The organism is Streptomyces sp. NPDC002403, assembly GCF_053593015.1.
In genome coordinates, this window is the sequence record NZ_JBSFBQ010000091.1 from 1 (window position 1) to 21,199 (window position 21,199).

General features: G+C 72.7%; 24 protein-coding genes. 13 read left to right on the top strand and 11 right to left on the bottom strand.

Annotated features, from left to right (window positions below; genetic code table 11):
• On the top strand, positions 1-629 hold a 629-nt coding region (locus tag ACWCPY_RS40925), incomplete at its 5' end, for an HAD-IC family P-type ATPase (protein ID WP_451273940.1).
• A 10-nt stretch (positions 630-639) separates the two neighbouring features.
• Here the strand turns inward: ACWCPY_RS40925 and ACWCPY_RS40930 are convergent.
• Genes ACWCPY_RS40930 through ACWCPY_RS40940 form a run of 3 tightly spaced genes read right to left on the bottom strand, consistent with a single transcriptional unit; the run spans position 640 to position 2,899 of the window.
• The gene (locus tag ACWCPY_RS40930; protein ID WP_451273942.1) at positions 640-1,500 is read right to left on the bottom strand and encodes a 5-oxoprolinase subunit C family protein; all 861 of its coding nucleotides are present in this window, start codon (positions 1,498-1,500) and stop codon (positions 640-642) included.
• Positions 1,497-2,153 (bottom strand): 5-oxoprolinase subunit B family protein, encoded by a 657-nt coding sequence (locus ACWCPY_RS40935; RefSeq protein ID WP_451273944.1) that lies wholly within the window; start codon positions 2,151-2,153, stop codon positions 1,497-1,499. The genes ACWCPY_RS40930 and ACWCPY_RS40935 overlap by 4 nt, the downstream gene beginning before the upstream one ends.
• Entirely contained in the window at positions 2,150-2,899 is a 750-nt protein-coding gene (locus ACWCPY_RS40940; protein WP_451273983.1) for a LamB/YcsF family protein, read from the bottom strand. Before ACWCPY_RS40940 ends, ACWCPY_RS40935 begins: the two co-directional genes overlap by 4 nt.
• A gap of 145 nt (positions 2,900-3,044) precedes the next feature.
• Between ACWCPY_RS40940 and ACWCPY_RS40945 the strand changes: the two genes are divergently transcribed.
• Positions 3,045-3,719 (top strand): HD domain-containing protein, encoded by a 675-nt coding sequence (locus ACWCPY_RS40945; protein WP_451273945.1) that lies wholly within the window; start codon positions 3,045-3,047, stop codon positions 3,717-3,719.
• 80 nt (positions 3,720-3,799) lie between these two features.
• Entirely contained in the window at positions 3,800-5,029 is a 1,230-nt protein-coding gene (locus tag ACWCPY_RS40950; protein WP_451273947.1) for a Cmx/CmrA family chloramphenicol efflux MFS transporter, read from the top strand.
• 6 nt (positions 5,030-5,035) lie between these two features.
• On the opposite strand, the gene ACWCPY_RS40955 is transcribed toward ACWCPY_RS40950, so the two are convergent.
• Positions 5,036-5,308, bottom strand: coding sequence for a DUF4031 domain-containing protein (locus ACWCPY_RS40955; RefSeq protein ID WP_451273949.1), 273 nt, complete (start codon positions 5,306-5,308; stop codon positions 5,036-5,038).
• Positions 5,305-5,673, bottom strand: a complete 369-nt coding sequence (locus ACWCPY_RS40960) for a hypothetical protein (RefSeq protein WP_072487914.1) — start codon at positions 5,671-5,673, stop codon at positions 5,305-5,307. The genes ACWCPY_RS40955 and ACWCPY_RS40960 overlap by 4 nt, the downstream gene beginning before the upstream one ends.
• Before the next feature lie 170 nt (positions 5,674-5,843).
• On the opposite strand from ACWCPY_RS40960, the gene ACWCPY_RS40965 reads away from it, so the two are divergent.
• The 5 genes from ACWCPY_RS40965 to ACWCPY_RS40985 all read left to right on the top strand — a co-directional run bounded on the left by ACWCPY_RS40965 (position 5,844) and on the right by ACWCPY_RS40985 (position 11,574).
• Entirely contained in the window at positions 5,844-6,761 is a 918-nt protein-coding gene (locus ACWCPY_RS40965) for a MurR/RpiR family transcriptional regulator (RefSeq protein ID WP_451273952.1), read from the top strand.
• Positions 6,762-6,832: 71 nt separating this feature from the next.
• Positions 6,833-7,798, top strand: coding sequence for an N-acetylmuramic acid 6-phosphate etherase (gene murQ / locus ACWCPY_RS40970; RefSeq protein WP_451273954.1), 966 nt, complete (start codon positions 6,833-6,835; stop codon positions 7,796-7,798).
• Positions 7,799-7,846: 48 nt separating this feature from the next.
• Positions 7,847-9,379, top strand: a complete 1,533-nt coding sequence (locus ACWCPY_RS40975; protein WP_451273956.1) for a PTS transporter subunit EIIC — start codon at positions 7,847-7,849, stop codon at positions 9,377-9,379.
• 140 nt (positions 9,380-9,519) lie between these two features.
• Positions 9,520-10,194 (top strand): response regulator transcription factor, encoded by a 675-nt coding sequence (locus ACWCPY_RS40980; protein ID WP_451273958.1) that lies wholly within the window; start codon positions 9,520-9,522, stop codon positions 10,192-10,194.
• Between the two features lie 6 nt (positions 10,195-10,200).
• A complete protein-coding gene (locus ACWCPY_RS40985) occupies positions 10,201-11,574 on the top strand; it encodes an ATP-binding protein (protein ID WP_451273960.1) in 1,374 nt (457 codons plus the stop codon).
• A gap of 1 nt (position 11,575) precedes the next feature.
• On the opposite strand, the gene ACWCPY_RS40990 is transcribed toward ACWCPY_RS40985, so the two are convergent.
• The 3 genes from ACWCPY_RS40990 to ACWCPY_RS41000 all read right to left on the bottom strand — a co-directional run bounded on the left by ACWCPY_RS40990 (position 11,576) and on the right by ACWCPY_RS41000 (position 13,202).
• On the bottom strand, positions 11,576-12,400 hold the full coding sequence (locus tag ACWCPY_RS40990) for a COG4705 family protein (RefSeq protein ID WP_451273962.1): 825 nt from the start codon (positions 12,398-12,400) through the stop codon (positions 11,576-11,578).
• A 330-nt stretch (positions 12,401-12,730) separates the two neighbouring features.
• A complete protein-coding gene (locus ACWCPY_RS40995; protein ID WP_451273964.1) occupies positions 12,731-12,964 on the bottom strand; it encodes a hypothetical protein in 234 nt (77 codons plus the stop codon).
• The gene (locus ACWCPY_RS41000) at positions 12,954-13,202 is read right to left on the bottom strand and encodes a hypothetical protein (RefSeq protein WP_451273966.1); all 249 of its coding nucleotides are present in this window, start codon (positions 13,200-13,202) and stop codon (positions 12,954-12,956) included. The genes ACWCPY_RS40995 and ACWCPY_RS41000 overlap by 11 nt, the downstream gene beginning before the upstream one ends.
• A gap of 313 nt (positions 13,203-13,515) precedes the next feature.
• Here ACWCPY_RS41000 and ACWCPY_RS41005 point away from each other — a divergent pair, with 313 nt between their 5' ends.
• Entirely contained in the window at positions 13,516-15,126 is a 1,611-nt protein-coding gene (locus tag ACWCPY_RS41005) for an adenosine deaminase family protein (RefSeq protein ID WP_451273968.1), read from the top strand.
• A gap of 72 nt (positions 15,127-15,198) precedes the next feature.
• Here the strand turns inward: ACWCPY_RS41005 and ACWCPY_RS41010 are convergent, their stop codons facing one another.
• Positions 15,199-15,807 carry a TetR/AcrR family transcriptional regulator gene (locus ACWCPY_RS41010; protein ID WP_451273970.1) on the bottom strand — a complete coding sequence of 203 codons (609 nt, stop codon included), beginning with the start codon at positions 15,805-15,807 and terminating at the stop codon, positions 15,199-15,201.
• 112 nt (positions 15,808-15,919) lie between these two features.
• On the opposite strand from ACWCPY_RS41010, the gene ACWCPY_RS41015 reads away from it, so the two are divergent.
• On the top strand, positions 15,920-17,110 hold the full coding sequence (locus ACWCPY_RS41015; protein ID WP_451273971.1) for a cytochrome P450: 1,191 nt from the start codon (positions 15,920-15,922) through the stop codon (positions 17,108-17,110).
• Between the two features lie 5 nt (positions 17,111-17,115).
• On the top strand, positions 17,116-17,334 hold the full coding sequence (locus ACWCPY_RS41020) for a ferredoxin (protein WP_451273973.1): 219 nt from the start codon (positions 17,116-17,118) through the stop codon (positions 17,332-17,334).
• Positions 17,335-17,358: 24 nt separating this feature from the next.
• Here ACWCPY_RS41020 and ACWCPY_RS41025 read toward each other — a convergent pair whose 3' ends face one another.
• Both ACWCPY_RS41025 and ACWCPY_RS41030 read right to left on the bottom strand, forming a co-directional pair.
• Entirely contained in the window at positions 17,359-17,592 is a 234-nt protein-coding gene (locus ACWCPY_RS41025) for a hypothetical protein (RefSeq protein ID WP_451273975.1), read from the bottom strand.
• Between the two features lie 145 nt (positions 17,593-17,737).
• A complete protein-coding gene (locus tag ACWCPY_RS41030; RefSeq protein ID WP_451273977.1) occupies positions 17,738-18,460 on the bottom strand; it encodes a GNAT family N-acetyltransferase in 723 nt (240 codons plus the stop codon).
• 471 nt (positions 18,461-18,931) lie between these two features.
• On the opposite strand from ACWCPY_RS41030, the gene ACWCPY_RS41035 reads away from it, so the two are divergent.
• On the top strand, positions 18,932-19,765 hold the full coding sequence (locus tag ACWCPY_RS41035; RefSeq protein ID WP_451273979.1) for a hypothetical protein: 834 nt from the start codon (positions 18,932-18,934) through the stop codon (positions 19,763-19,765).
• Between the two features lie 122 nt (positions 19,766-19,887).
• Positions 19,888-21,199, top strand: a 1,312-nt coding sequence (locus tag ACWCPY_RS41040) for an esterase/lipase family protein (RefSeq protein ID WP_451273981.1), incomplete at its 3' end; no start/stop codon positions are given.

Sequence of the window (21,199 nt, forward strand, 5' to 3'; positions counted from 1 at the left end):
CCCGGCACAAGGCCGCGGCGGAGGCCGCCGGCCGGACCGCCATCACCGTCGCCTGGGACGGCCAGGCACGAGCCGTGCTCGAAGTCGCCGACGCGGTGAAGGACACCAGCGCCGAGGCCATCGAGCGGCTGCGGGCCCTGGGCCTCACCCCGATCCTGCTGACCGGCGACAACCGGGCGGTGGCCGAGTCGGTCGCGGCCGAGGTCGGGATCGAGGAGGTGTACGCGGAGGTCATGCCCGAGGACAAGGTCGACGTCGTCAAGAAGCTCCAGGCCGAGGGCCGTTCGGTCGCCATGGTCGGTGACGGGGTCAACGACGCCGCTGCCCTCGCCCAGGCCGATCTGGGCCTGGCGATGGGGACCGGCACGGACGCCGCGATCGAGGCCGGTGACCTGACGCTGGTGCGCGGGGACCTGCGGGCCGCCGCGGACGCCATCCGGCTGTCGCGCAAGACCCTCGGCACCATCCGTACGAACCTGTTCTGGGCCTTCGCCTACAACGTGGCCGCTCTGCCGCTCGCCGCGGCCGGGCTGCTCAACCCGATGATCGCGGGCGCCGCGATGGCGTTCTCCTCGGTCTTCGTGGTCGGCAACTCGCTGCGGCTGCGGGGGTTCAGGGCGGCGGCGTAGGACCCGGCCCTCACCCCGCCCGCACGAACCGCACCCGGGTTCCCGGCACCGCCTGTGCCGCGCCCGCGAGTGCGGTTTCGTGCACGACACCGACGACCGGGTAACCCCCGGTCGTCGGATGGTCGTTGAGGAAGACCACCGGCTGCCCCTGCGGCGGCACCTGGACCGCGCCGAGCACCATCCCCTCGCTGGGCAGCTCGCCCTCGCGGGCGCGGGTCAGGACCGGGCCCAGGGTGCGCAGGCCGATCCGGTTGCTGTCCGGCGAGACGCGGTACACGGCCGTGGTGAGCGTGCGCAGCGCCTCCTCGGTGAACCAGGCGTGGCGGGGGCCGAGGCTCAGCGGGAGCACCAGTTCGGCGGGGATGCCCGGCCAGGGCACGGCGTCGGGGCCCTCGGGGCCCGACGGCCCGGGGCCCAGCGGCAGTACGTCCCCGTCGCGCAGGGGCGCCGGGCCGAGCCCGGAGAGCAGGTCCGCGGACCTGCTGCCGAGCACCGGCTCGGGCGTCAGGCCGCCCGCGAACGCCAGGTAGCCGCGCAGGCCGTACGCCGCCGGCCCCGCGTCCAGCACCGCGCCCGCCGGTACGCGCACCGCCGCGCCCCACGCCACCGGCCGTCCGTCCACCGTCACCCGGCAGGGCGCCCCGCCGACGACCACGCGCACCGCGCGGTCCGGGCGGACCGCGCAGCCGGTGGCGGTGGTCTCCAGGACCGCCGCGGCGACCGGGTTGCCGGCCAGCCGGTTGGCGAGCCGGGCGGCCGGTGCGTCGAGGGCTCCCGCCCGTCCGACCCCCAGGTGCGCCAGACCGGACCGGCCCTCGTCCTGCACGGTGGTCAGGGCCCCGGCCCTGACCACCTCGACCGCCCCCGTCACCGCCCCACCGCCACGAACCGCACGCGCGCGCCCGGCCCCAGCAGTGCGGCCGGTTCGCGGTGCGGGTCCCACAGCGGGCCGGGGTCCGGCATCCGGCCGATGAGCTGCCAGCCGCCGGGGGACGGGCGCGGGTACACCCCGGTGTACGGGCCGGCCAGCGCCACCGCGCCCGCCGGGACCCGGGTGCGCGGTGCGGCCCGACGGGGCAGATGGAGGTGGTCCGGCAGGCCGGTCAGGTAGCCGAAGCCCGGGGCGAACCCGCAGAAGGCGACCCGGAATTCGGTTCCGGCGTGGATGCGGGACACCTCGGCGGCGCTCACCCCCCAGGCGTCGGCGACATCGGCCAGGTCCGGTCCGTCGTAGACGACCGGAAGCTCCACCGCCTCCCCCGTGTCGCGCCGCGGCGGTGGTACGGGCCAGGACCGCAGTTCCTCGGCGAGCACGGCGCCGCCCCGCGCGATGCCGTCGAGCAGCACCGTCCGCTCACCGGGCACGATCTCGCGCACGTCCGGCAGTCCGCCCGCCGCGCGGCGCCGCAGCACCTCCGCGTGGAAGGCCTCCGTGTCCTCCCGGCTGCCCAGCTCGACCAGGAGCGCCCGCGATCCGGCGGGCAGCACGACCGGCGGCGGGCCGGTGAGGTGCCCCGCACTCATGCGAACGCCCGGACCGCGACGCCCGCCTCTTCCAGCGCGGCCCGTACCCGTCGGGCGAGCGCCGCCGCTCCGGGGGTGTCGCCGTGGACGCACAACGACCGCGCCACGACGGGGGTCCGGGCGCCGTCGGCCCCGGTCACGCACCGGTCCACCGCGAAGCCGACGCCGCGGCGTACGACCTCGTCCGCGTCGTGCACCACCGCGCCGGGCTCGCCGCGCGGCACCAGCGTGCCCTGCGAGGTGTACGCGCGGTCGGCGAAGGCCTCCGCGACGGCGGCCAGGCCCGCTTCCCCGGCCCGTGCGAGCAGCCGGGAGCCGGGCAGCCCGAGGACCGCCAGGTCCCCGCCCGCCAGCCGGACGCCCTCGATCACGGCGGCGGCCTGCTCGTCGTCGCTGACCGTGCGGTTGTAGAGCGCGCCGTGCGGTTTGACGTACGAGACCCGGGACCCGGCCGCCTCCGCGAACACCCGCAACGCACCGATCTGGTAGGCGACTTCGGCGGCGAGTTCGGCGGCCGGTACGTCCATGGCGCGGCGTCCGAAGCCCGCCAGGTCGTGGTACGAGACCTGTGCGCCGATGCGTACGCCCCGGGCCGCCGCGGTCTCGCAGACCCGCCGCATCACCGAGGCGTCCCCCGCGTGGAAGCCGCACGCCACATTGGCGCTGGTCACGGACGCGAGCAGCGCTTCGTCATCGGTGAGGGTCCAGCGCCCGAAGCCCTCGCCGAGGTCCGCGTTGAGGTCCATGGCCACGACCGGACCCGGCCCGTCCACCGGCCCCGGCCCGTCCGCCCGGCCCGGCAGGTTCGTCAGATTCGTCACGGGCGCACGTTAGCGCGGGCCTTCGGCCCCGTGCCCCGCGACGACCGGCCCCACCCTCTAACCTCGGAGCATGGACGACACGGCTCAGGCCCATCCCGGCAGCGCGGACGACGGACTCCTGCACCGCCGCTGGCACGACTGCCTGGTCGCCGCCCGGAGCGGGGCCGACGGGCCCGATCCGGCGCCGTACGCGGCCGACCTGCTGGCGCGCTGGGCCGAGCCGCAGCGGCGGTACCACACGACCGCGCACCTGGTCGCGGTGCTCGATCACATCGACACGCTCGCCGGGTACGCGGCCGACCCGGACGCGGTACGCCTCGCCGCCTGGTTCCACGACGCGGTGTACCGGCCGGACCGGTCCGAGAACGAGGAGCGCAGCGCCGCGCTGGCCGAGCGCGCCCTGCCGGAGGCCGGGGTGCCGGACGGTGTCACGGCCGAGGTGGCCCGTCTGGTGCGGCTGACGATCACCCACGACCCGGCGGACGGCGATGCCGACGGCGAGGTGCTCTGCGACGCGGATCTGGCCGTTCTCGCGGCGGCCCCGGGGCAGTACGCGGCGTACGCGGCGCAGGTGCGCGAGGAGTACGGCTTCGTGCCCGACGACGCGTTCCGGGAGGGGCGGGCCACGGTGCTGCGCCAGCTGCTCGCACTGCCGAGGCTGTTCCGTACGCCGCACGGGGCGGAGCACTGGGAGCCGCGGGCGCGGAGGAATCTGCTGACCGAACTGGAGCTGCTCGGCCACTGACCCGCGGCTGCGGGGGAATGCCGGGGCCGTGAATGCTGTTGGCAGCTGTCATGCCCGACTCTGCCGTTCGTTCCTCCCGCATGCCCCTGGCCGTGTACATCCTGGGTCTCTCGGTCTTCGCCCTGGGAACCAGCGAATTCATGCTCTCCGGGCTGTTGCCGCCCATCGCCGACGACATGAACGTGTCGATCCCGCGTGCCGGACTCCTCATATCCGCCTTCGCGATCGGCATGGTGATCGGCGCCCCGCTGCTCGCCGTGGCGACGCTCCGGCTGCCGCGCCGCACCACGCTGATCGCCCTGATCTCCGTCTTCGGCCTCGGTCAGGTCGCGGGCGCGCTGGCCCCGACGTACGAGGTGCTCTTCGCGTCCCGGGTGGTGAGCGCGTTCGCCTGCGCCGGGTTCTGGGCGGTGGGGGCGGCGGTCGCCATCGCGATGGTGCCGGTGAACGCGCGGGCCCGCGCGATGGCCGTGATGATCGGCGGTCTGTCGATCGCCAATGTGCTGGGCGTGCCCCTGGGGGCGTTCCTCGGTGAGAACCTCGGCTGGCGGTCGGCGTTCTGGGCCGTGGGCGCGGCGTCCGCCGTGGCACTGGTCGGGGTGACGACGCTGATTCCGCGCATTCCGCTGCCGGAGCAGAAGCCGCGGCTCAAGAAGGAGATGAGCATCTACCGGGACCGGCAGGTGTGGCTGTCGATCGTGATCACGGCGCTCGCCGCGGGCGGTGTCTTCTGCGCGTTCAGCTATCTCGCCCCGCTGCTGACGGATGTCGCCGGACTGGACTCGGGCTGGGTGCCGACGGTGCTCGCGCTCTTCGGGATCGGTGCGCTGGTCGGTACGACGATCGGCGGCCGGGTCGCGGACGCGCATCTCTTCGGGGTGCTGATGAGCGGTATCGCCGCCTCGACGGTCTTCCTGGTCGCGCTGGCGCTGTTCGCTTCGAACCAGGTCGCGGCGGTCGGGCTCTCGTTCCTGCTGGGCCTGTCGGCGTTCTACACGGCCCCGGCGCTGAACGCCCGGATGTTCAATGTCGCGGGCGCCGCCCCGACGCTGGCCGGCGCGACGACGACGGCCGCGTTCAACCTGGGCAACACGGGCGGCCCGTGGCTGGGCGGCACGGTGATCGACGCGGACTTCGGTTTCGTGGCGACCGCGTGGGCCGGCGCGGCGATGACGGTACTGGCGCTGGTGGCCGTGGTGTTCTCGCTGCGGCTCCAGCGCGGCCGCGGCTCGTCCCGGCTGGTGACGGGCGCCCCGGCCGCCGCGTCGCAGGACGCGGCCGCGGCGTGCGCGCCCTCGACGACCGCCTGAGCGGTCTCAGCCCGGTGCGGGCCGCCCCTTGGGCCGGCGCAGCCCCGCCTGGGTGATCCGGCGGACGAGCTCCTTCGAGCCGATCTGCCGGGCCCCGGCCCGCACCGCGTCCGCGTAGTGCGTCTCCGGCACGTCGTAGTGGTCCCGCTCGAAGGCGCGCGGCGGGCAGCCGATGGACGCCGCGAAGGCGTGCAGCTCCTCGAAGGAGACATCGCTGACCAGGTGCGACCAGAGCCGCCCGTGCCCCGGCCACTCGGGCGGGTCGATGTAGACGGTCACCGTCGCAGTATCCCGCTCAGCGAACCGACCGGCGCCACGGCCACCGCGGCCTTGGTGCACACCCAGTGCGGGTCGGGGCCCAGTTCGGGTTCGACGTCGAGGGCGTGCGGGTCGCCCGCGTCACAGACCGGGCACAGCGGCCAGCGCCCGTACCGTTCGAGCAGTGCGTCCTGCACGTCCTGGGCGACGAGTCCGACCACGAACGCGGCACCGTCCGGCCACTGCTCGACCCACCAGCGCCGGTGCGTCACCGCGTCCTCGACCAGCGAGACGATCCCGGCCTCGGCGACGTCACCTGCGGCAAGATCGGCCATGACCAGCGCGCGGGCCGTATGCAACGCCTGTTCCAGGGGGTTCATCTCCATGGGCCCATTGTCACCCCGGCCGCGAACCCGCCTCGCGCGCCCGCCGCACCCCTTTCCGCACTGTCCAAGGCCCCGGAGGCAGCGGTCCGGGATCCGGGGACCGGGGCGCCGGGGAAGCGGGGGCCAAAGGGGGGGTTGACGGGCAACACGGTTGAAAATATCTTTCAAAGGTGACCCATCACCTGAAGGAAAGTTTCAGCGCTGATTCCCCGCCCGCCCCGGCGGCCCTCGCGGCCAAGGTGCGCACGCTCGCGCCTTCGATGACCCGTTCCATGCAGCGCGTCGCCGAGGCCGTGGCCGGTGACCCGGCCGGCTGCGCAGCCCTCACGGTCACCGGTCTCGCCGAGCTCACCGGCACCAGCGAGGCGACCGTCGTCCGCACCGCCCGCCTCCTCGGCTACCCCGGCTACCGCGATCTGCGCCTGGCCCTCGCCGGGCTCGCGGCGCACCAGCAGTCCGGCCGGGCCCCCTCCGTCACCGCCGACATAGCGGTCGACGACCCGATCGCCGACGTGGTCGCCAAGCTGGCCTACGACGAGCAGCAGACCCTCGCCGACACGGCCGCGGGGCTCGACACCGTCCAGCTCGGTGCCGCCGTGGCCGCCGCCGCCACGGCCCGCCGGATCGACATCTACGGCGTGGGCGCGTCCTCCCTGGTCGGCCAGGACCTCGCGCAGAAGCTGGCCCGCATCGGCCTGATCGCGCACTCCCACACGGACCCGCACCTCGCGGTGACCAACGCCGTGCAGCTCCGCTCCGGCGACGTGGCCATCGCGATCACGCACTCCGGCTCCACGGTCGACGTCATGGAGCCGCTGCGGGTCGCCTTCGACCGCGGCGCGACGACCATCGCGATCACCGGCCGCCCCGACGGCCCCGTCACGCAGTACGCCGACCACGTACTGACCACGTCCACCGCCCGGGAGAGCGAGCTGCGGCCCGCCGCCATGTCGAGCCGTACGAGCCAGCTCCTCGTCGTCGACTGCCTGTTCATAGGCGTCGCGCAGCGCACGTACGAGACCGCCGCACCGGCCCTCGCCGCCTCCTACGAAGCGCTGGCCCACCGCCACACCCCACGCCCGCGCTGACCGGCCCACCGATCCGCGAACCCCCCGCACCCGCTGAACCGTACGAGACCGAGAAAGCAGAGCCGCCCTCCATGACCTCCACCACCGACGCCGACCCCTCCGCCTCCGACGGCTACGGCGAACTGCGCGCCCAGCTCGCGACGCTCACCACCGAGGCGTTCCGGCCCGAGCTCGCCGAGATCGACCGGCTCGGCACGCTCGAGATCGCCCGCATCATGAACGGCGAGGACCAGTCCGTCCCGGCCGCCGTCGGCGCCCGGCTGCCCGAGATAGCCGCCGCCATCGACGGGACCGCGGAGCGCATGGCCCGCGGCGGCCGGCTGATCTACGCGGGCGCGGGCACCGCCGGCCGGCTCGGTGTGCTCGACGCCAGCGAGTGCCCGCCCACCTTCAACACCGATCCCTCCGAGGTCATCGGCCTGATCGCGGGCGGCCCGACCGCCATGGTCAAGGCCGTCGAGGGCGCCGAGGACAGCAAGGAGCTGGCCGCCGCCGACCTCGACGCGCTGGAGCTCACCGCCGACGACACCGTGGTCGGCATCTCCGCCTCCGGCCGTACGCCGTACGCGATCGGCGCCGTCGAGCACGCCCGCCGCAAGGGCGCGCTGACCATCGGGCTGTCGTGCAACGCGGACTCCGCGCTGGGCGCCGCGGCGGAGCACGGCATCGAGGTCGTCGTCGGACCGGAGCTGCTCACCGGCTCCACCCGGCTCAAGGCGGGCACGGCCCAGAAGCTCGTCCTCAACATGATCTCTACGATCACGATGATCCGGCTCGGCAAGACGTACGGGAATCTGATGGTCGACGTCCGCGCCTCCAACGAGAAGCTGCGGGCCCGCTCCCGCCGGATCGTCTCGCTCGCCACCGGGGCGTCCGACGAGGAGATCGAGGCCGCGCTCGCCGCGACCGACGGCGAGGTGAAGAACGCCATCCTCACCATCCTCGGCCAGGTCGACGGCCCCACCGCCGCCACCCTGCTGACCGCGTCCGGCGGCCACCTCCGCGCCGCCCTCGCCGCCGCCCCCCGCACCACCTGACCCACCGGCTCCACCCCCGCACCCCCCGCACAGCAAGGCCCAAGCACCATGGCAACAGAAGACAAGAACCGCGCCACCGCCGCCGCGATCCTTCCGCTCGTCGGTGGCGCAGCGAACGTCAGCTCCATCGCCCACTGCATGACCCGGCTCCGGCTGGGTCTGCACGACCGCTCGCTCGTCGACGACGAGGCCCTGAAGGCGGTCCCCGCCGTCATGGGCGTGGTCGAGGACGACACGTACCAGATCGTCCTCGGCCCCGGCACCGTCGCCCGGGTCACGCCGGAGTTCGAGCAGCTGGTCGAGGAGGGCCGGGCGGCAAGCCCCGAACCGGGCGAAGCCGCACCCTCCGCCCCGGCCGACGAACTGGCGGCCCAGGGGGCCGCGATGAAGGCGGCGCGGAAGGCGAAGAACGCCACCCCGTTCAAGCTGTTCCTGCGCAGGATCGCGAACATCTTCGTCCCGCTGATCCCCGCGCTCATCGGCTGCGGCATCATCGCCGGCCTCAACGGCCTGCTGGTGAACCTGGGCTGGCTGACCTCGGTCACCCCCGCCCTGGCCGCGATGGCGTCCGGCTTCATGGCGCTGATCGCCGTGTTCGTCGGCTACAACACGGCGAAGGAGTTCGGCGGTACGCCGGTCCTGGGCGGTGCGGTCGCCGCGATCATCGTCTTCCCCGGGGTCGCGAACATCGAGGCGTTCGGCCAGAAGCTCTCCCCCGGGCAGGGCGGTGTGCTGGGCGCGCTCGGCGCGGCGGTGCTCGCGGTGCACGTGGAGAAGTGGTGCCGGCGCCGGGTGCCCGAGGCCCTCGACGTACTGGTCACCCCGACGCTCACGGTCCTGGTCTCCGGCCTGGTGACGATCTTCGGCCTGATGTACGTGGCCGGTGAGGTCTCCACCGCCATCGGCACGTTCGCCGACTGGCTGCTCTCCAACGGCGGCGCGGGCGCGGGCTTCGTGCTCGGCGGCCTCTTCCTGCCCCTGGTGATGCTGGGCCTGCACCAGGCGCTCATCCCGATCCACACCACCCTCATCGAGCAGCAGGGCTACACCGTGCTGCTCCCGATCCTCGCGATGGCGGGCGCCGGCCAGGTCGGCGCGGCCGTGGCGGTCTACTTCCGCCTCCCGCGCAACGAGTCGATCCGCCGCACCATCAGGTCCGCCCTCCCGGCCGGTCTGCTGGGCGTCGGCGAGCCCCTGATCTACGGTGTCAGCCTCCCGCTCGGCCGTCCGTTCATCACGGCGTGCGTGGGCGGCGCGTTCGGCGGCGGATTCATCGGCCTGTTCAACCAGCTCGGCGACAAGGTCGGCTCCACGGCCATCGGCCCGTCCGGCTGGGCCCTGTTCCCCCTCCTCGACGGCAACCACGGCCTGGGCACCACGGCCGCGATCTACGCGGGCGGCCTGCTGGTCGGCTACCTCACCGGGTTCCTCGCGACGTACTTCTTCGGCTTCGGCAAGGACCTGCTGGCGGAGTTCGACGTCTCGCAGGAACCGGCCGAATCGACGGTCGCGGCAGCAGGCGGCCCGGCATCCCCGACGACCGGCCCCGACAGCCCTACGAAGGAACCGGCCGGGGTCTGACCCCGGTCCGCGCGGACCTGGGCGAGGGCGGCACCCGACACCGGGTGCCGCCCTCGCCCATGTCCGCGCGGACCGGGAACCCGCCCGTGAGGAACGTCGCACCCGCGCATGCGGCGCCCCGGCCGCGCAATACTGGCCCGGTGACCGCAGCACGCATTCTTGTCGTCGAGGACGACCACGGCCTGCGCGACGTCCTGGCCCGTGGCCTGCGCGACGAGGACTTCGACGTCGTGACCGCCGCCGACGGCGCCACCGCCCTGAAGACGGTCGACGGGTCGGTGCACGCGGTCGTGCTCGATGTGGGGCTGCCGGACTCGGACGGGCGGGATGTGTGCCAGGCGATGCGCGGTGCGGGGTTCACGGTTCCGGTGATCTTCCTGACGGCCCACGGCGATCTCACCGACCGGCTCTCCGGCTTCGCCTCCGGCGGCGACGACTACCTGGTCAAGCCGTTCCACCTCAGCGAACTCGCGGCCCGCGTCCGCGCGGTCCTGAACCGTGCCGGGCACCGCGGCAGCACCCTCGCCGACAGCGCGGGCACGATGCGGCTGAACCCGGTACGGCACGAGCTGACGGTCCACGGCCGCCCCGTGGCCCTGACCCCGACCGAGTTCCGTCTGCTGGCCTGTCTGATGGCGGACCCCGGCTCCGTGGTACGTCGCCGGACGCTGCTGCGGGCGGGATGGCCGGAAGGGGCGCAGGTCAGCGACAACACCCTCGACCAGTACCTGACCCGGCTGCGCCGCAAGCTCCGCGAGTCGGACAGCCCCCGGGGCATCGGCACGGTCCGGGGCGTCGGCTACCGCTTCGGCTGAGTCCCCATGAACCGCCGCCTCACCCCCCGGACCCTCCGCGGCCGTCTCGCCCTGATGGCCCTCGCCACCGGCGCGCTGTGGATCGGCGTCCTGACCATCGTCTTCAACCTCGCCCTCGACAAGCGGCTGCACGGCCAGGCCGACGACGTCCTGCGCACCCGCGCCGAGGCCGTGGCAGCGACCGTGGACGTGCGCCCGGACGGCCGGCTCGTCGTCCGGGAACCGGCCGAGGACCGGGCCCTGGACGCCGGAGTCTGGATCTTCCAGGGCGGCGAGGTCATCGAGAAACCCCCCACCGCACCCGCCGGAACGGAGGCGCGGGCGGCCCGGCTCGCCGGCCGGCGCGAGGTCTTCGGTGACACCGGGAGTCCCGGCGCGTGGCGGCTGTACGCCTTCCCCCTCGACACCCCCGCCCGGCAGGGACACCCACCCGTCCAGGCAGGTACCGTCGTCAGCTCCGTGAGCCTCGACCCCTACCGCAGCACCGCGGACACCGCGCTGATCGGTTCGATCGCCCTGGCCGTGCTCCTGCTCGCCACCATCTTTCTCCTGACCCGCCTCGTCGTACGACGGGCGCTGCGCCCCGTGACCGCGATGAGCGAGCAGGCCACCCGGTGGAGCGCCGCGGGCGCCCCGGAACGGTTCGGCGCCGAAGGCAGGCCCGCCGAACTCGCCACGTTCGCCGCCAGCCTGGACGCACTGCTGGACCGGCTGGCCGCGGTCCTGCGCCACGAGCAGCAGCAGGCCGCCGAGCTGTCCCACGAACTGCGCACCCCGCTCGCCAGGATCACCGCCGAAACCGAGTGGCTCGGCGCACGGCCGCGCACCGCCGAACAGCAGGAGACCTCCCTGACGGCCATCGCGGACGCCGCCTCGACCATGCAGCAGATCTGCGACTCGCTGCTCTCGGAGGTACGCACCCGCAACGCGCACGCCCCCGGACGCTCCCGCTTCCCCGACATCGCGCACCGCCTGGCACGGCGCAACGCGTTCCAGTTCCCCGACGCCCCGCCCGTGACCGTCACGGCGGACGGCACGCGGGAGGTGACCATCGGCGTCTCGCAGGACGTCGTCGAACGCATCCTCACACCGCTCCTGGACAACGCCCGCCGCTACGCGACCCGGTCGGTCACCCTCGCCTGCGCACCGGGCGCGGGCGGGATCACGCTGTACGTGTCCGACGACGGCCCCGGCATTCCGCCGGACTTCGTGGCCTCGCTCTTCGAACCCGGCCGCCGTGCCCACCCCGAGGACGGACACGACGGCGCGGGACTCGGTCTGGCCCTGGCCCGCCGACTGGCCAGGGCCGCGGGCGGCGACATCACGCTGGACCCCACCGCCCCCGGCGCACGCTTCGTGGTCACCCTTCCCACTGGCTGACCTACCGCGCGCCGGCCGCCTTCGGGGAGTCGTCCTGCGCCACATCGCGCCGGGTCCGGGTCAGAAAGACGACGAGGCCGAGGATGACGACGAGGAACAGGACGCTGGTGCCGACCGTGCCCAGTCCGAGACCACCGTCCGCGGTGGGCTGCGACAGATAGTCCCCCAGCGAGGCACCGAGCGGCCGGGTCAGCACGTACGCGATCCAGAACGACCACACCGCGTCGAAGTCGAGCGTGCGGTGAGCGAGTGCGACGGCCGCGATCAGCGCCGCGAACACGATCGCGGAGAGCCAGTACCCCAGGTTCAGCTTCTCCGCCGTCAGGTCGCCGGCGGACGTGCCCAGGGCGAACGTGAACAGGATCGCCAGCCAGTAGAACGCCTCGCGCCGCGTCGTCCGGATCGAGTGGATCGACAGCGTCCGCTCGCTCGCGTACCAGGCGAAGAACGTGACGGCGAGCGCCACCGCGAACACCACCGTCGTGGTCTGGAGCGGGACGCCGAGGTTGTCGGTCAGGTTGTCGCTGATCAGCGTGCCGACCACGCTGATCAGCACCACGGACAGCCAGTACAGCCCCGGCACGTAGGAGCGCGCCCGGAACTGGAAGACCAGGGTGACGACCAGCAGCGCACTCATCAGGTACGAGGTGTTGGTCAGCCCCATGCCGAGATTGTCATTGAGCAGATCGGCCGCGGTCTCGCCCACGGTGGTGCACAGCACCTTGATCACCCAGAAGTAGAGGGTCACTTCCGGGACCTTGTTCAGCATCTGGCGCGCCCGCGTGCGCCCGCCGGACGCGTAGGTGTCCGTCATGTCGGTTGTCATGGAACGGCACGCTGGCAGGGGCTCCCTGAAATTTTCCTGACTGCGCTCCAGCGGCTCCGGGAGCGCGGGACACGGCACACCAGGGCCCTGATGTGCGGCGCGACGCCCGACGGGCCCCCACGTCGTCGTCGGGATCGCCTCGACGAGGCCGGCGGCCCCTTCCTGCCCGGCCTCGTCCGCTGCCCCTGGACTTCGAGGCCCGTACGCGAAGTCCTTGCTCCCCGAACAGCGTCGACCGGACCTCATCGGCCCGATCGAAGGGCGGCACCCGACCGGGGCGTCGCCCTTCCCTGCGCCAGACGCCAGGTCACCCCCGGCGCCCCGACGCCTTCACGGCAGCCTCCCCTCCCTGTTGACCTCCCGGACCCGGGCCCGCAGCACCTCCCCCAGTGGGGCCGGGCGCACCCACTCCGGCGGGCATTCCCACTCCGCCCCGCCACCCGGGGCCCGCAGTTGCACATACGGCCCGACGCTCCCCATCACGCGCCCCACCCGCCCGTCCCGGGTGTCCACCGCGAACGAGCCCGGTTCCGGAGCACACGGCTCACGCCCCTCACCCGTCATGGCCGGCCTGCCCCTGCGTCTCCAGCACCACGCTCAGCCGCAACGCCGTGTCGAGGTTGCACCGGCCGAGGTCGACCAGCGGCGACACCGGGTCGCTCCCCGCACAGGACACCGGGTCGATCCGCAACGACGGCAACGTGATCCCCACACCCGAGAATCCGTCCTTCAGCCGTGCCACCGCATCCTCCGCTGCCCGCACTCTGCTCTCCACCGTCCTGTGCCGTTCCTTGATCGTCATGGCTCATCCCTTTCCACGCTGAGTAATGACAATGCATACCCAGCGTGTCCAACGCGCCGCCGACCAGGAAGAGGCGCAGAACCAACAACCGCACATCTGTCACAGGGAGTTGTCATGCAAGGTGATCGACTTCAAGAACGCCCGGCCTCCGCGACCGCCGCCGCGTCCACCCGCCCGCCGCACGTACCGGTGGGCGACACCCACCCGCGAACCGGGGAGAAGGAAGGGCGGACATCGCTCGAACGAGTGGAGGTTCCAGGCCATACATACGGTTCGAGTGAGGAATGGCCCCCGCGAACGCCATCATTCGGCGGTGATCTCAACATTCCGGACGGCACGCCGTCCCAAGTCGCTGCGCACGGCCGGGTTCGGCGCGCTCGCCGTACTGACTCTGCTTCCGGCGATCCCGGCCGCCGCCGCCCCCGCGAAGGAGCCGGCGTCCCGGCCAGCCGCCCATGCGCCGTCCCGTCCCGTCACTCCCGCCGAGGCCAGGACCTCCGCGCGCCTCGACTCGCTGCAGGGCAGGCCGGCGCAGCTGAAGGCCTTCTTCAAGGCGCTGCCCAAGGGCGGCGACCTCCACAACCACCTGTCAGGTGCGGTCACCACCGAGTACCTGATCAAGCTCGCGGGCGAGAACGGGCTGTGCATCGACGCGACGGACACGGCCGTGGCGCCGCCGTGCGGGCCGGGCACCAGGCCCGCGATCGACGCGCAGCACGACGCGGCGTTCCGGCAGCGGATCGTCCGGGCCTGGTCCATGCAGGACTTCCCGGCCGACCGGTCCGGGCACGACCACTTCTTCGACACCTTCGGCAAGTTCGGCCTGGCCACCGCGTACACCCGCGGCAAGATGCTCGCCGACGTGGCCGACACCGTGGTCGAGCAGAACCAGTTCTATCTGGAGACCCTGGTCACCCCGGCGTCGGACAGCAGCAAGAAGCTCGCCGACAAGGTGGGTTACGACGCCGACCCGGCCGCCCTCCACCGCAAGCTCGTGGCCGGTGGACAGCTGGACCGGGTGGTGGACGAGGCGGTCAAGGAGGCCGACGACACCGATGTGCAGTTCCGGGAGGCCGCGCACTGCGACACGCACCGCCCCGACCCGGGCTGCCGGCTTCCCGTCAGGTGGATCTCCCAGGTGTCCCGGGGCAGTTCGCCGGTACGGGTGTTCACGCAGATGGCGGTCGGCATGCGACTGGCCGAGCGCGACCCGAGGTTCGTCGCCGTCAACCTCGTACAGCCCGAGGACGGCGAGAGCGCGCTGGTCAACTACAGCCTCCAGATGCGGATGCTGAAGTACCTGCGCGGCCAGTACCCGGACTCCCACCTCACCCTGCACGCCGGTGAGCTGGCGCCCGGCCTGGTCAAGCCCGAGGACCTGACCTTCCACATCCGCGAGGCCGTGCTCGTCGCCGGAGCCGAGCGCATCGGCCACGGCGTGGACCTGGTCCACGAGAACGACTGGCGGCAGCTGGCCCGGACGATGGCGCAGCGCAAGGTGGCCGTCGAGGTGCCGTTCTCCAGCAACAAGCAGATCCTCGGCATCGCGGGCGACGAGCACCCGTTCAACGCCTACCGCCGCTACGGCGTCCCGATCGTGCCGGCCACCGACGACCCGGGTGTCTCCCGCATCGACATCAGCCACGAGTACCAGTACGCGGCCAGGACCTACGGTCTCCGCTACGTCGAGCTGAAGGACCTGGCCCGCGCCTCGCTGGAGTACGCGTTCCGCACCGGCCGCAGCCTGTGGGCCACCGGTTCCGCCGCGTCCGGCTACCGTCCGGTCGCCGCCTGTCTGGGCGACCGGCCGGGCACCGACCACCCGAGCACGCGCTGTGCCCGCTACCTCGCCGGCAACCCGAAGGCGGCGACCGAGTGGCGTCAGGAGGCGGCCTTCGCCACCTTCGAACGCAACAACCGCTGAGTGCGCGGCAACTCTCCGATGCGGCCGGGTCCGGGCCTCAGGTCCCGGACCCGGCCGCGTCCGCGCTGCCCGCTACGCGCCGCCGTCACCCGCCTCCGCCGCTCCCTCCGCCCACAGATGGCTGAGCGTGCCGAGGACGAGACGGCAGACATCGTCAGGATCGGCGCCGGCCAGGGGTTCGCGCGCGACGACCGTCCGCATCAGGCCGATCCCCAGCAGCCAGGCCATGGCGAGATCCGCACGGAGCACACCGTCCGGGGCGCCGGAGAGCCCGGCCAGCACGCTCTGGTACTCCTCCCCCAGCTCCCGCAAGGTTCCGGCCGCCTCGTCGCCCCGCCCGACCGAACGCAGATAGACCTCCAGGGAACGGTCCTCCGTCCCCTCCGCACTACGGGTCAGCATCGAACGCAGGGCGGTCTCGAAGAGCTCCTCGGGCGGCGTCGCCCGCAACTGCTCCAGCCCGCCCAGCGCGACGACTTCCGTCAGCAAACCTCGTTTCGAGCCGAAATACCGGAACAGCAGGGCCTGGTTCACCCCGGCCCGCGCCGCGATGCTCCGGACCGTCGCCCCCTCGTAGCCCCGCTCCGCGAACAGGTCCCGGGCCGCCTCCAGCAGCCGTCGGCGGGTGGCAGCGGCGTCCCTGCGGCGCTCTTCGGACGGCGTGACGGCAACGGGCTCCATGACGGCATTCCTCTCGGACGGCCCGTCAGGATAACGGCCGTAAAGCGTCGTTGACTGCCCGCGAAGCCCGCTCCTACCGTTGTAAGCAGCTGCTTACATCCGGGAGGCCGCAGTGACGACCACAGACATCGCACCCCTCGCGTATCCCTTCAACACCCCGGACGGGCTCCAGCTCGCCGAGGCCTACGAGCGGGTACGGGAACAGCCGGGCCTGTTACGGGTCCAGATGCCGTACGGCGAACCGGCCTGGCTCGCCACCCGCTACGCCGACGCCCGGCTCGTCCTCGGCGACCAGCGCTTCAGCCGGGCCGCCGCCGCCTCGCACGACGAGCCCCGGCAGTCCGAGGGGCAGCGCGACGGGGGCATCCTCGGCATGGACCCGCCGGACCACACCCGGCTGCGCTCCCTGGTCGCCAAGGCGTTCACCGTCCGCCAGGTCGAGAAGCTGCGCCCCCAGGTGCGGGAACTGACCGCCGGCCTCCTCGACGAGATGGAAACCGCCGGGCCGCCCGCCGACCTGGTCGACCTGTTCGCGCTGCCGCTGCCGGTCGCCGTGATCTGCCGGATGCTGGGCGTACCCACCGAGGACCGGCCGCGCTTCCGCGTATGGAGCGACGACGCGCTGTCGACCAGCTCCCTCACCGCCGAGGAGTTCGAGGCGAGCCGCGAGGAACTGCGCGCCTACATGGCCGGGTTGATCGAACAGCACCGCCGCTCGCCCCGGGACGACCTGATGACGGCGCTCATCGAGGCCCGCGACGGCGGCGACCGGCTCTCGGAGCTCGAACTCGTCGATCTGTGCGTGGGCATCCTGGTGGCGGGGCACGAGACCACCGCGTCCCAGATCCCCAACTTCGTCCTCACCCTCCTCGACCACCCGGACCAGCTGGCCAGGCTGAGGGCCGAACCCGGGCTGGTCCCGAACGCGGTGGAGGAGCTGCTCCGCTTCGTGCCCCTGGGCAGCGGCGCCGGTCAGCCGCGTTACGCCACCGAGGACATCGAGGTCGGCGGAACCCTCGTCCGGGCGGGCAGCCCGGTCCTGGTCGCCGTGGGCGCGGCCAACCGCGACGCCCTGCGGTTCACCGCCCCGGGCGTCCTCGACATCGCCCGCGAGGGCAATCAGCACCTCGGATTCGGCCACGGGGTCCACCACTGCCTGGGCGCCCCGCTGGCCCGGCTGGAACTCCAGGAGGCGTTGTCCGCCCTCATCACCCGTTTCCCGACGCTGCGTCTGGCGGGCGATGTGACCTGGAAGTCCGAGATGCTGGTGCGCGGCCCGCGCGTCATGCCGGTGGAGTGGTGACCGCCATGACCTGGAACGTACGCGTCGACACCCGGCTCTGCCAGGGGTCGGGCATGTGCGCCGGGACCGTCCCCGAGGTGTTCGCCCTGGACGGCGAGCGCGCCCGCGCCCGGGCCGACGGGGTCGAGCCGGACGAACGGATCCTGGACGCCGCCGACATCTGCCCGGCCCTGGCGATCACCGTCCACGACGGAAACACCGTGATCGGCCCCCGCCGGGACTGACCCGCCCCGCCCGGCGGAGTCGGCTCAGCGGTCGTCCGGTGAGCGGCGGGGTACCCACAGCTGGTCGGCGTCGCCGGCGGCGAGTCTGCCCCGGTGGACGTCGGCCTTGTGGGCGATGAGCTCCAGGTTCTCCTGGAGCTCGGCGATCCTGGCGAGCACCTGATCACGGTGCGATTCGAGCAGGTCCCGTCGCTGCTCCTCGTTGCCCCGGCCCGCCGCGACGAGTTCGGCGTAGCGGCGGATGCCCTTGATGCACATGCCGGTCGCCCGGAGCCCGGTGCAGATGGTGATCCACTCCGGGTCGCACGCGCGGAGGAGGTGGACCGTGGCACGGACCGTCGAACCACCTCTGCCGGCCGCCGGTGACCGGCAGAGCGGCAGAGCATCTGCCCGGCCGTCCCGATCAGGCAGGCCCAATGCTGAGCTGGGAACCGAGCTCGCTGAACCCCAGCGCGACCGCCGCCTTCCTCGACGCGGGGGTCCGGGCCCGCCACTGCGGCAGAAGGTCCTGCGCGAGCGCATGCCGGACCGAGGCGGATCCGGTCACGCGGGCAAGGCCCTTCCCGCGCCAGGCGGGCAAGGTCAGCACGCTCACGTGAGCCGTCGAACGCGGCCATCGGCGAAATCCGGAAGCAGCGACAACCTCACCGTCGACCCGCAGAACGAACGCGGGTGAGGTGATCTCGCCGAGGGATGCCTCCCCGGCGTCCTGGGCCCCGGCGGCCTGTTCCAGGGCCCTCAGCTCCGCATGGCCGGCCGGCAGTTCCGCCACACGCAGCTCTGCGCGGGCCACCGGCCGGAAGCCCTCGGCCTCTGCATAGGCGAGTGCGGCGGGCCCGAGAACCTCGCCGATCGGAAGAACCTTCCCCACCGCTTCCGGGTCCGTCAGCCTGTCGGCAGGCAGTCCGGCCACGGCCTGACGGATCCGGGCAGCGGACTTCTCGCTCGGCGCGGTCACGACGGCCGCTCCGCCCAGGAGCACGATGCCCACCCACCCGGGTGGGCAGAACCTCGAATCAGGGGAGGCCACGACGCCGACCTCACCCGCCGTCCCGAACGACACCGGCGCCGACGCCAGCTCCTGCCAGAGGCCTTGGGCCCTGACCAATAACGAATCGTTGGACATGAACCGATCCTTCCAGGGCCTCGGGCTCGCACGCACACGGAATCAGTGCGGGCGGACCGGCCTCGAAGTCGATCCACCCTGCCGGCAACGGCGCACCGGGAGCGCGCTCGGCGCGTTGGGATTGAGCGCGCGCTCCCTCTCACCAGGGATGTTCCACCCGGGGCTCAAGCCGCGAAGTCCGAGCGCTCTTTCCGAGGAATGGGAGGTGGGCCACTTCCCACCCACCCACCCCGAGCGGCGAGTTGACGTTTCGTGACCGACTTGCCACCGACGGTGGCGACGCTCTAGCGTGCCGAATGCGGAGCGACGCTCCGCGACGCAGAACGGCCCCTGCCGGTGCTGGAACACCAAGACCAGGGGCCTGACCACTTCGATCGTCTACCAAGGAGCGATCTGATGGCTGTCGGCCAGCTTAGTACCGCCCCGTGCACGCCGCACGTATCCCCGCCCGCACCGCCGACCCCGCACCCGATGGCCAATCCGGGGTACGGCAAACGGTCCGCACCCTCGCAACTCCCCCGCAACGACCGGGATTTCGCACACCTTCCGGCTCGCGAGGCATCCATCGCCGCGTACATCGACCGGCTGCCCGAAGGCTCCGACATCTCCGTGAAGACGCTCGCCAAGCACCTCCCGTACGGGCAGTGCGCGCTGCGTACCGCCCTCAACCGCCTTCAGGGCGCCGGGCATCTGCGGCACGGCAGCGAGTGTGTCGCCAACGACGAGGTGCTGCTCTGGGTGACCCGGACGTTCTTCTCCCGGACCGCGCGGGACGACGAGTGGTGGGCGGCATTCACCCGGGGCGACGTACCGGCGGAGCAGCCCCGGCGCCCCACCCGTTCCCGCGCGTTCGCACTGCTCGCCGCGCTGGGCCGGACCGTGCCCGCGCTCACGCTGTCTGCGGCCGACTGCGCGGCGCTGGAGCCGCAGGTCGGCGAGTGGTTCGAGCGCGGGGCCACCGAGGCGGAGCTGCTGCACGCCCTCACCGACGGGCTCCCCACTCCCATCCACCACCCACCCGCCCTCGTCCGCAGGCGGCTCGCCGACAAGATGCCACCCGAACGAGTCGCTCCGGCACCACGGCGCACCGTGTTGCGCACGCTCGAATGCAGCGAATGCCGCTCGCCGGGCAGCGCGGAGGCCCTGATCGGCGGCCGGTGCAGGCCGTGCCGGGGCGAAGCGGTCACCATGCCCTCCGGGCCCGACGGAGCCGTACCGTCGACCGGCGTACGCGAGCGGATGAACGACGTACGGGCCGGGTTGGCGCGACGGTCCGTCACACCACGCCGCACCGGGTGCTCGTGAGGCCGGTGTCCGAAAGCGGCTCCCACCTGGGGGTGGTTTGATCCACTTCCCACGCCTGGGCGCTACGTTGCGTGTTCCTCTTGGCGCGCATCGTAATCAACCGGCCCAAAGGGGAACGAACCATGTCCGAACCGTCCCACGAGCAGATCGTTTCCGGGCTCCGCGACAGGCCCCCCATCGCCCTGGCGCCCGGTCCCCGTCTGGACGCCGAACGGCCCGGATCCCTCCCGCTGCCGCCCAGCACCGTGTGGGACCTGCCCGGCGGCACCGCCTGGGTCTACTACGGCGAGGGGAACACCGGTCTCGTGCGGCCGGTCATCCTCGCCGACGGATTCGGCTCGGGACCGAGCGAGCTGGAATTCTCCTGGCAGATCATGGAGTTCGGTGACTACGCGCTCATCAGCGAGCTGCGCCGCCGTGGCCACGACGTCGTCCTTCTCGGCTTCCATGAGCGCAGTGCGTCGATTCTGGACAACTCCCGGACCGTGCAGGAAGCGATCAGGCGGGCGATCGCGGAGCAGGGGAGCGACACACCGCTGGCCGTCGGCGGGTTCAGCATGGGCGGGCTCGTCGCCCGGCATGCACTGGCCAGGATGGAGACCGATCGCATCGACCATCGAACGGCGCTGTACTTCTCGTACGACAGCCCGCACCGAGGCGCCTGGATCCCGGTCGGGCTCCAGGCGTTCGCGCACTACATCAAGGATCTCGACAGCCGGTTCTCCGACCAGATCAACAGCCCGGCCGCCCGCCAGCTGCTATGGCGGCACATCGCGAAGTGGGACGACGCACCGGACCAGAGCGACGAACGGGCCGCGTTCCTGGCCGAGATGGCGGCCGTCGGCGAGTGGCCGCAGCAGCCCCGGCGGATCGGCGTCGCCAACGGGGTGGCCGACGGCACCGGCACCGATGTGCGGGCGGGCGAACTGGCCCTGGAGGGCAAGGGCCTGTCGATCCTGGGGACCAAGCTCTACACCCAGGCACCGGGCCGCGACGAACTCTCCGCGAAGCTGCGGGTGGTGACGCTGAAGACCAACGAGGTCCGTACGAACGGGCTCCCGTCGCTCGACGGCGCACCCGGCGGCTCGCTGGAGGGCTTCGGCATCCTCGCCGACGCCTTCAACTCCCTGAACCCGTTCCTCGGCTTCAAGGCCGACGTACGCATCCGGTCGCACTGCTTCGTACCGGCGGTCAGTGCGGTCGACATCCGCGATCCGGACACGGACGAGGAGCTGTACGCGGACATCTCCTCGCTCCCGGAGGAGGACAGCGGGCTCGACGAGTTCAGGCTGGCTTCCCGCAACGAGGGACACACCCTTGTGACGGAGGAACTCTGCACCTGGCTGCTCGACCGCCCCCTCGCGCTGGACGCCGCGCTGGCCCTGGCCGTCCTGGTCGCCATGATCATCGGGTCGTTCGTCCACCCGGGCGCGG

Excerpts from the sequence above, each read along its gene's own strand:
- ACWCPY_RS40940 (WP_451273983.1), bottom strand. The coding sequence starts at position 2,899 with ATGGACCTCAACGCGGACCTCGGCGAGGGCTTCGGGCGCTGGACCCTC.
- ACWCPY_RS41025 (WP_451273975.1), bottom strand. The coding sequence starts at position 17,592 with ATGTGCATCAAGGGCATCCGCCGCTACGCCGAACTCGTCGCGGCGGGC.
- ACWCPY_RS40975 (WP_451273956.1), top strand. The coding sequence starts at position 7,847 with ATGGCAACAGAAGACAAGAACCGCGCCACCGCCGCCGCGATCCTTCCG.
- ACWCPY_RS41020 (WP_451273973.1), top strand. The coding sequence starts at position 17,116 with ATGACCTGGAACGTACGCGTCGACACCCGGCTCTGCCAGGGGTCGGGC.
- ACWCPY_RS41010 (WP_451273970.1), bottom strand. The coding sequence starts at position 15,807 with ATGGAGCCCGTTGCCGTCACGCCGTCCGAAGAGCGCCGCAGGGACGCC.
- ACWCPY_RS41035 (WP_451273979.1), top strand. The coding sequence starts at position 18,932 with ATGGCCAATCCGGGGTACGGCAAACGGTCCGCACCCTCGCAACTCCCC.
- murQ (WP_451273954.1), top strand. The coding sequence starts at position 6,833 with ATGACCTCCACCACCGACGCCGACCCCTCCGCCTCCGACGGCTACGGC.
- ACWCPY_RS40995 (WP_451273964.1), bottom strand. The coding sequence starts at position 12,964 with ATGACGGGTGAGGGGCGTGAGCCGTGTGCTCCGGAACCGGGCTCGTTC.
- ACWCPY_RS41030 (WP_451273977.1), bottom strand. The coding sequence starts at position 18,460 with ATGTCCAACGATTCGTTATTGGTCAGGGCCCAAGGCCTCTGGCAGGAG.
- ACWCPY_RS41000 (WP_451273966.1), bottom strand. The coding sequence starts at position 13,202 with ATGACGATCAAGGAACGGCACAGGACGGTGGAGAGCAGAGTGCGGGCA.
- ACWCPY_RS40960 (WP_072487914.1), bottom strand. The coding sequence starts at position 5,673 with ATGGAGATGAACCCCCTGGAACAGGCGTTGCATACGGCCCGCGCGCTG.
- ACWCPY_RS40990 (WP_451273962.1), bottom strand. The coding sequence starts at position 12,400 with ATGACAACCGACATGACGGACACCTACGCGTCCGGCGGGCGCACGCGG.
- ACWCPY_RS40950 (WP_451273947.1), top strand. The coding sequence starts at position 3,800 with ATGCCCCTGGCCGTGTACATCCTGGGTCTCTCGGTCTTCGCCCTGGGA.
- ACWCPY_RS40945 (WP_451273945.1), top strand. The coding sequence starts at position 3,045 with ATGGACGACACGGCTCAGGCCCATCCCGGCAGCGCGGACGACGGACTC.
- ACWCPY_RS40935 (WP_451273944.1), bottom strand. The coding sequence starts at position 2,153 with ATGAGTGCGGGGCACCTCACCGGCCCGCCGCCGGTCGTGCTGCCCGCC.
- ACWCPY_RS40985 (WP_451273960.1), top strand. The coding sequence starts at position 10,201 with ATGAACCGCCGCCTCACCCCCCGGACCCTCCGCGGCCGTCTCGCCCTG.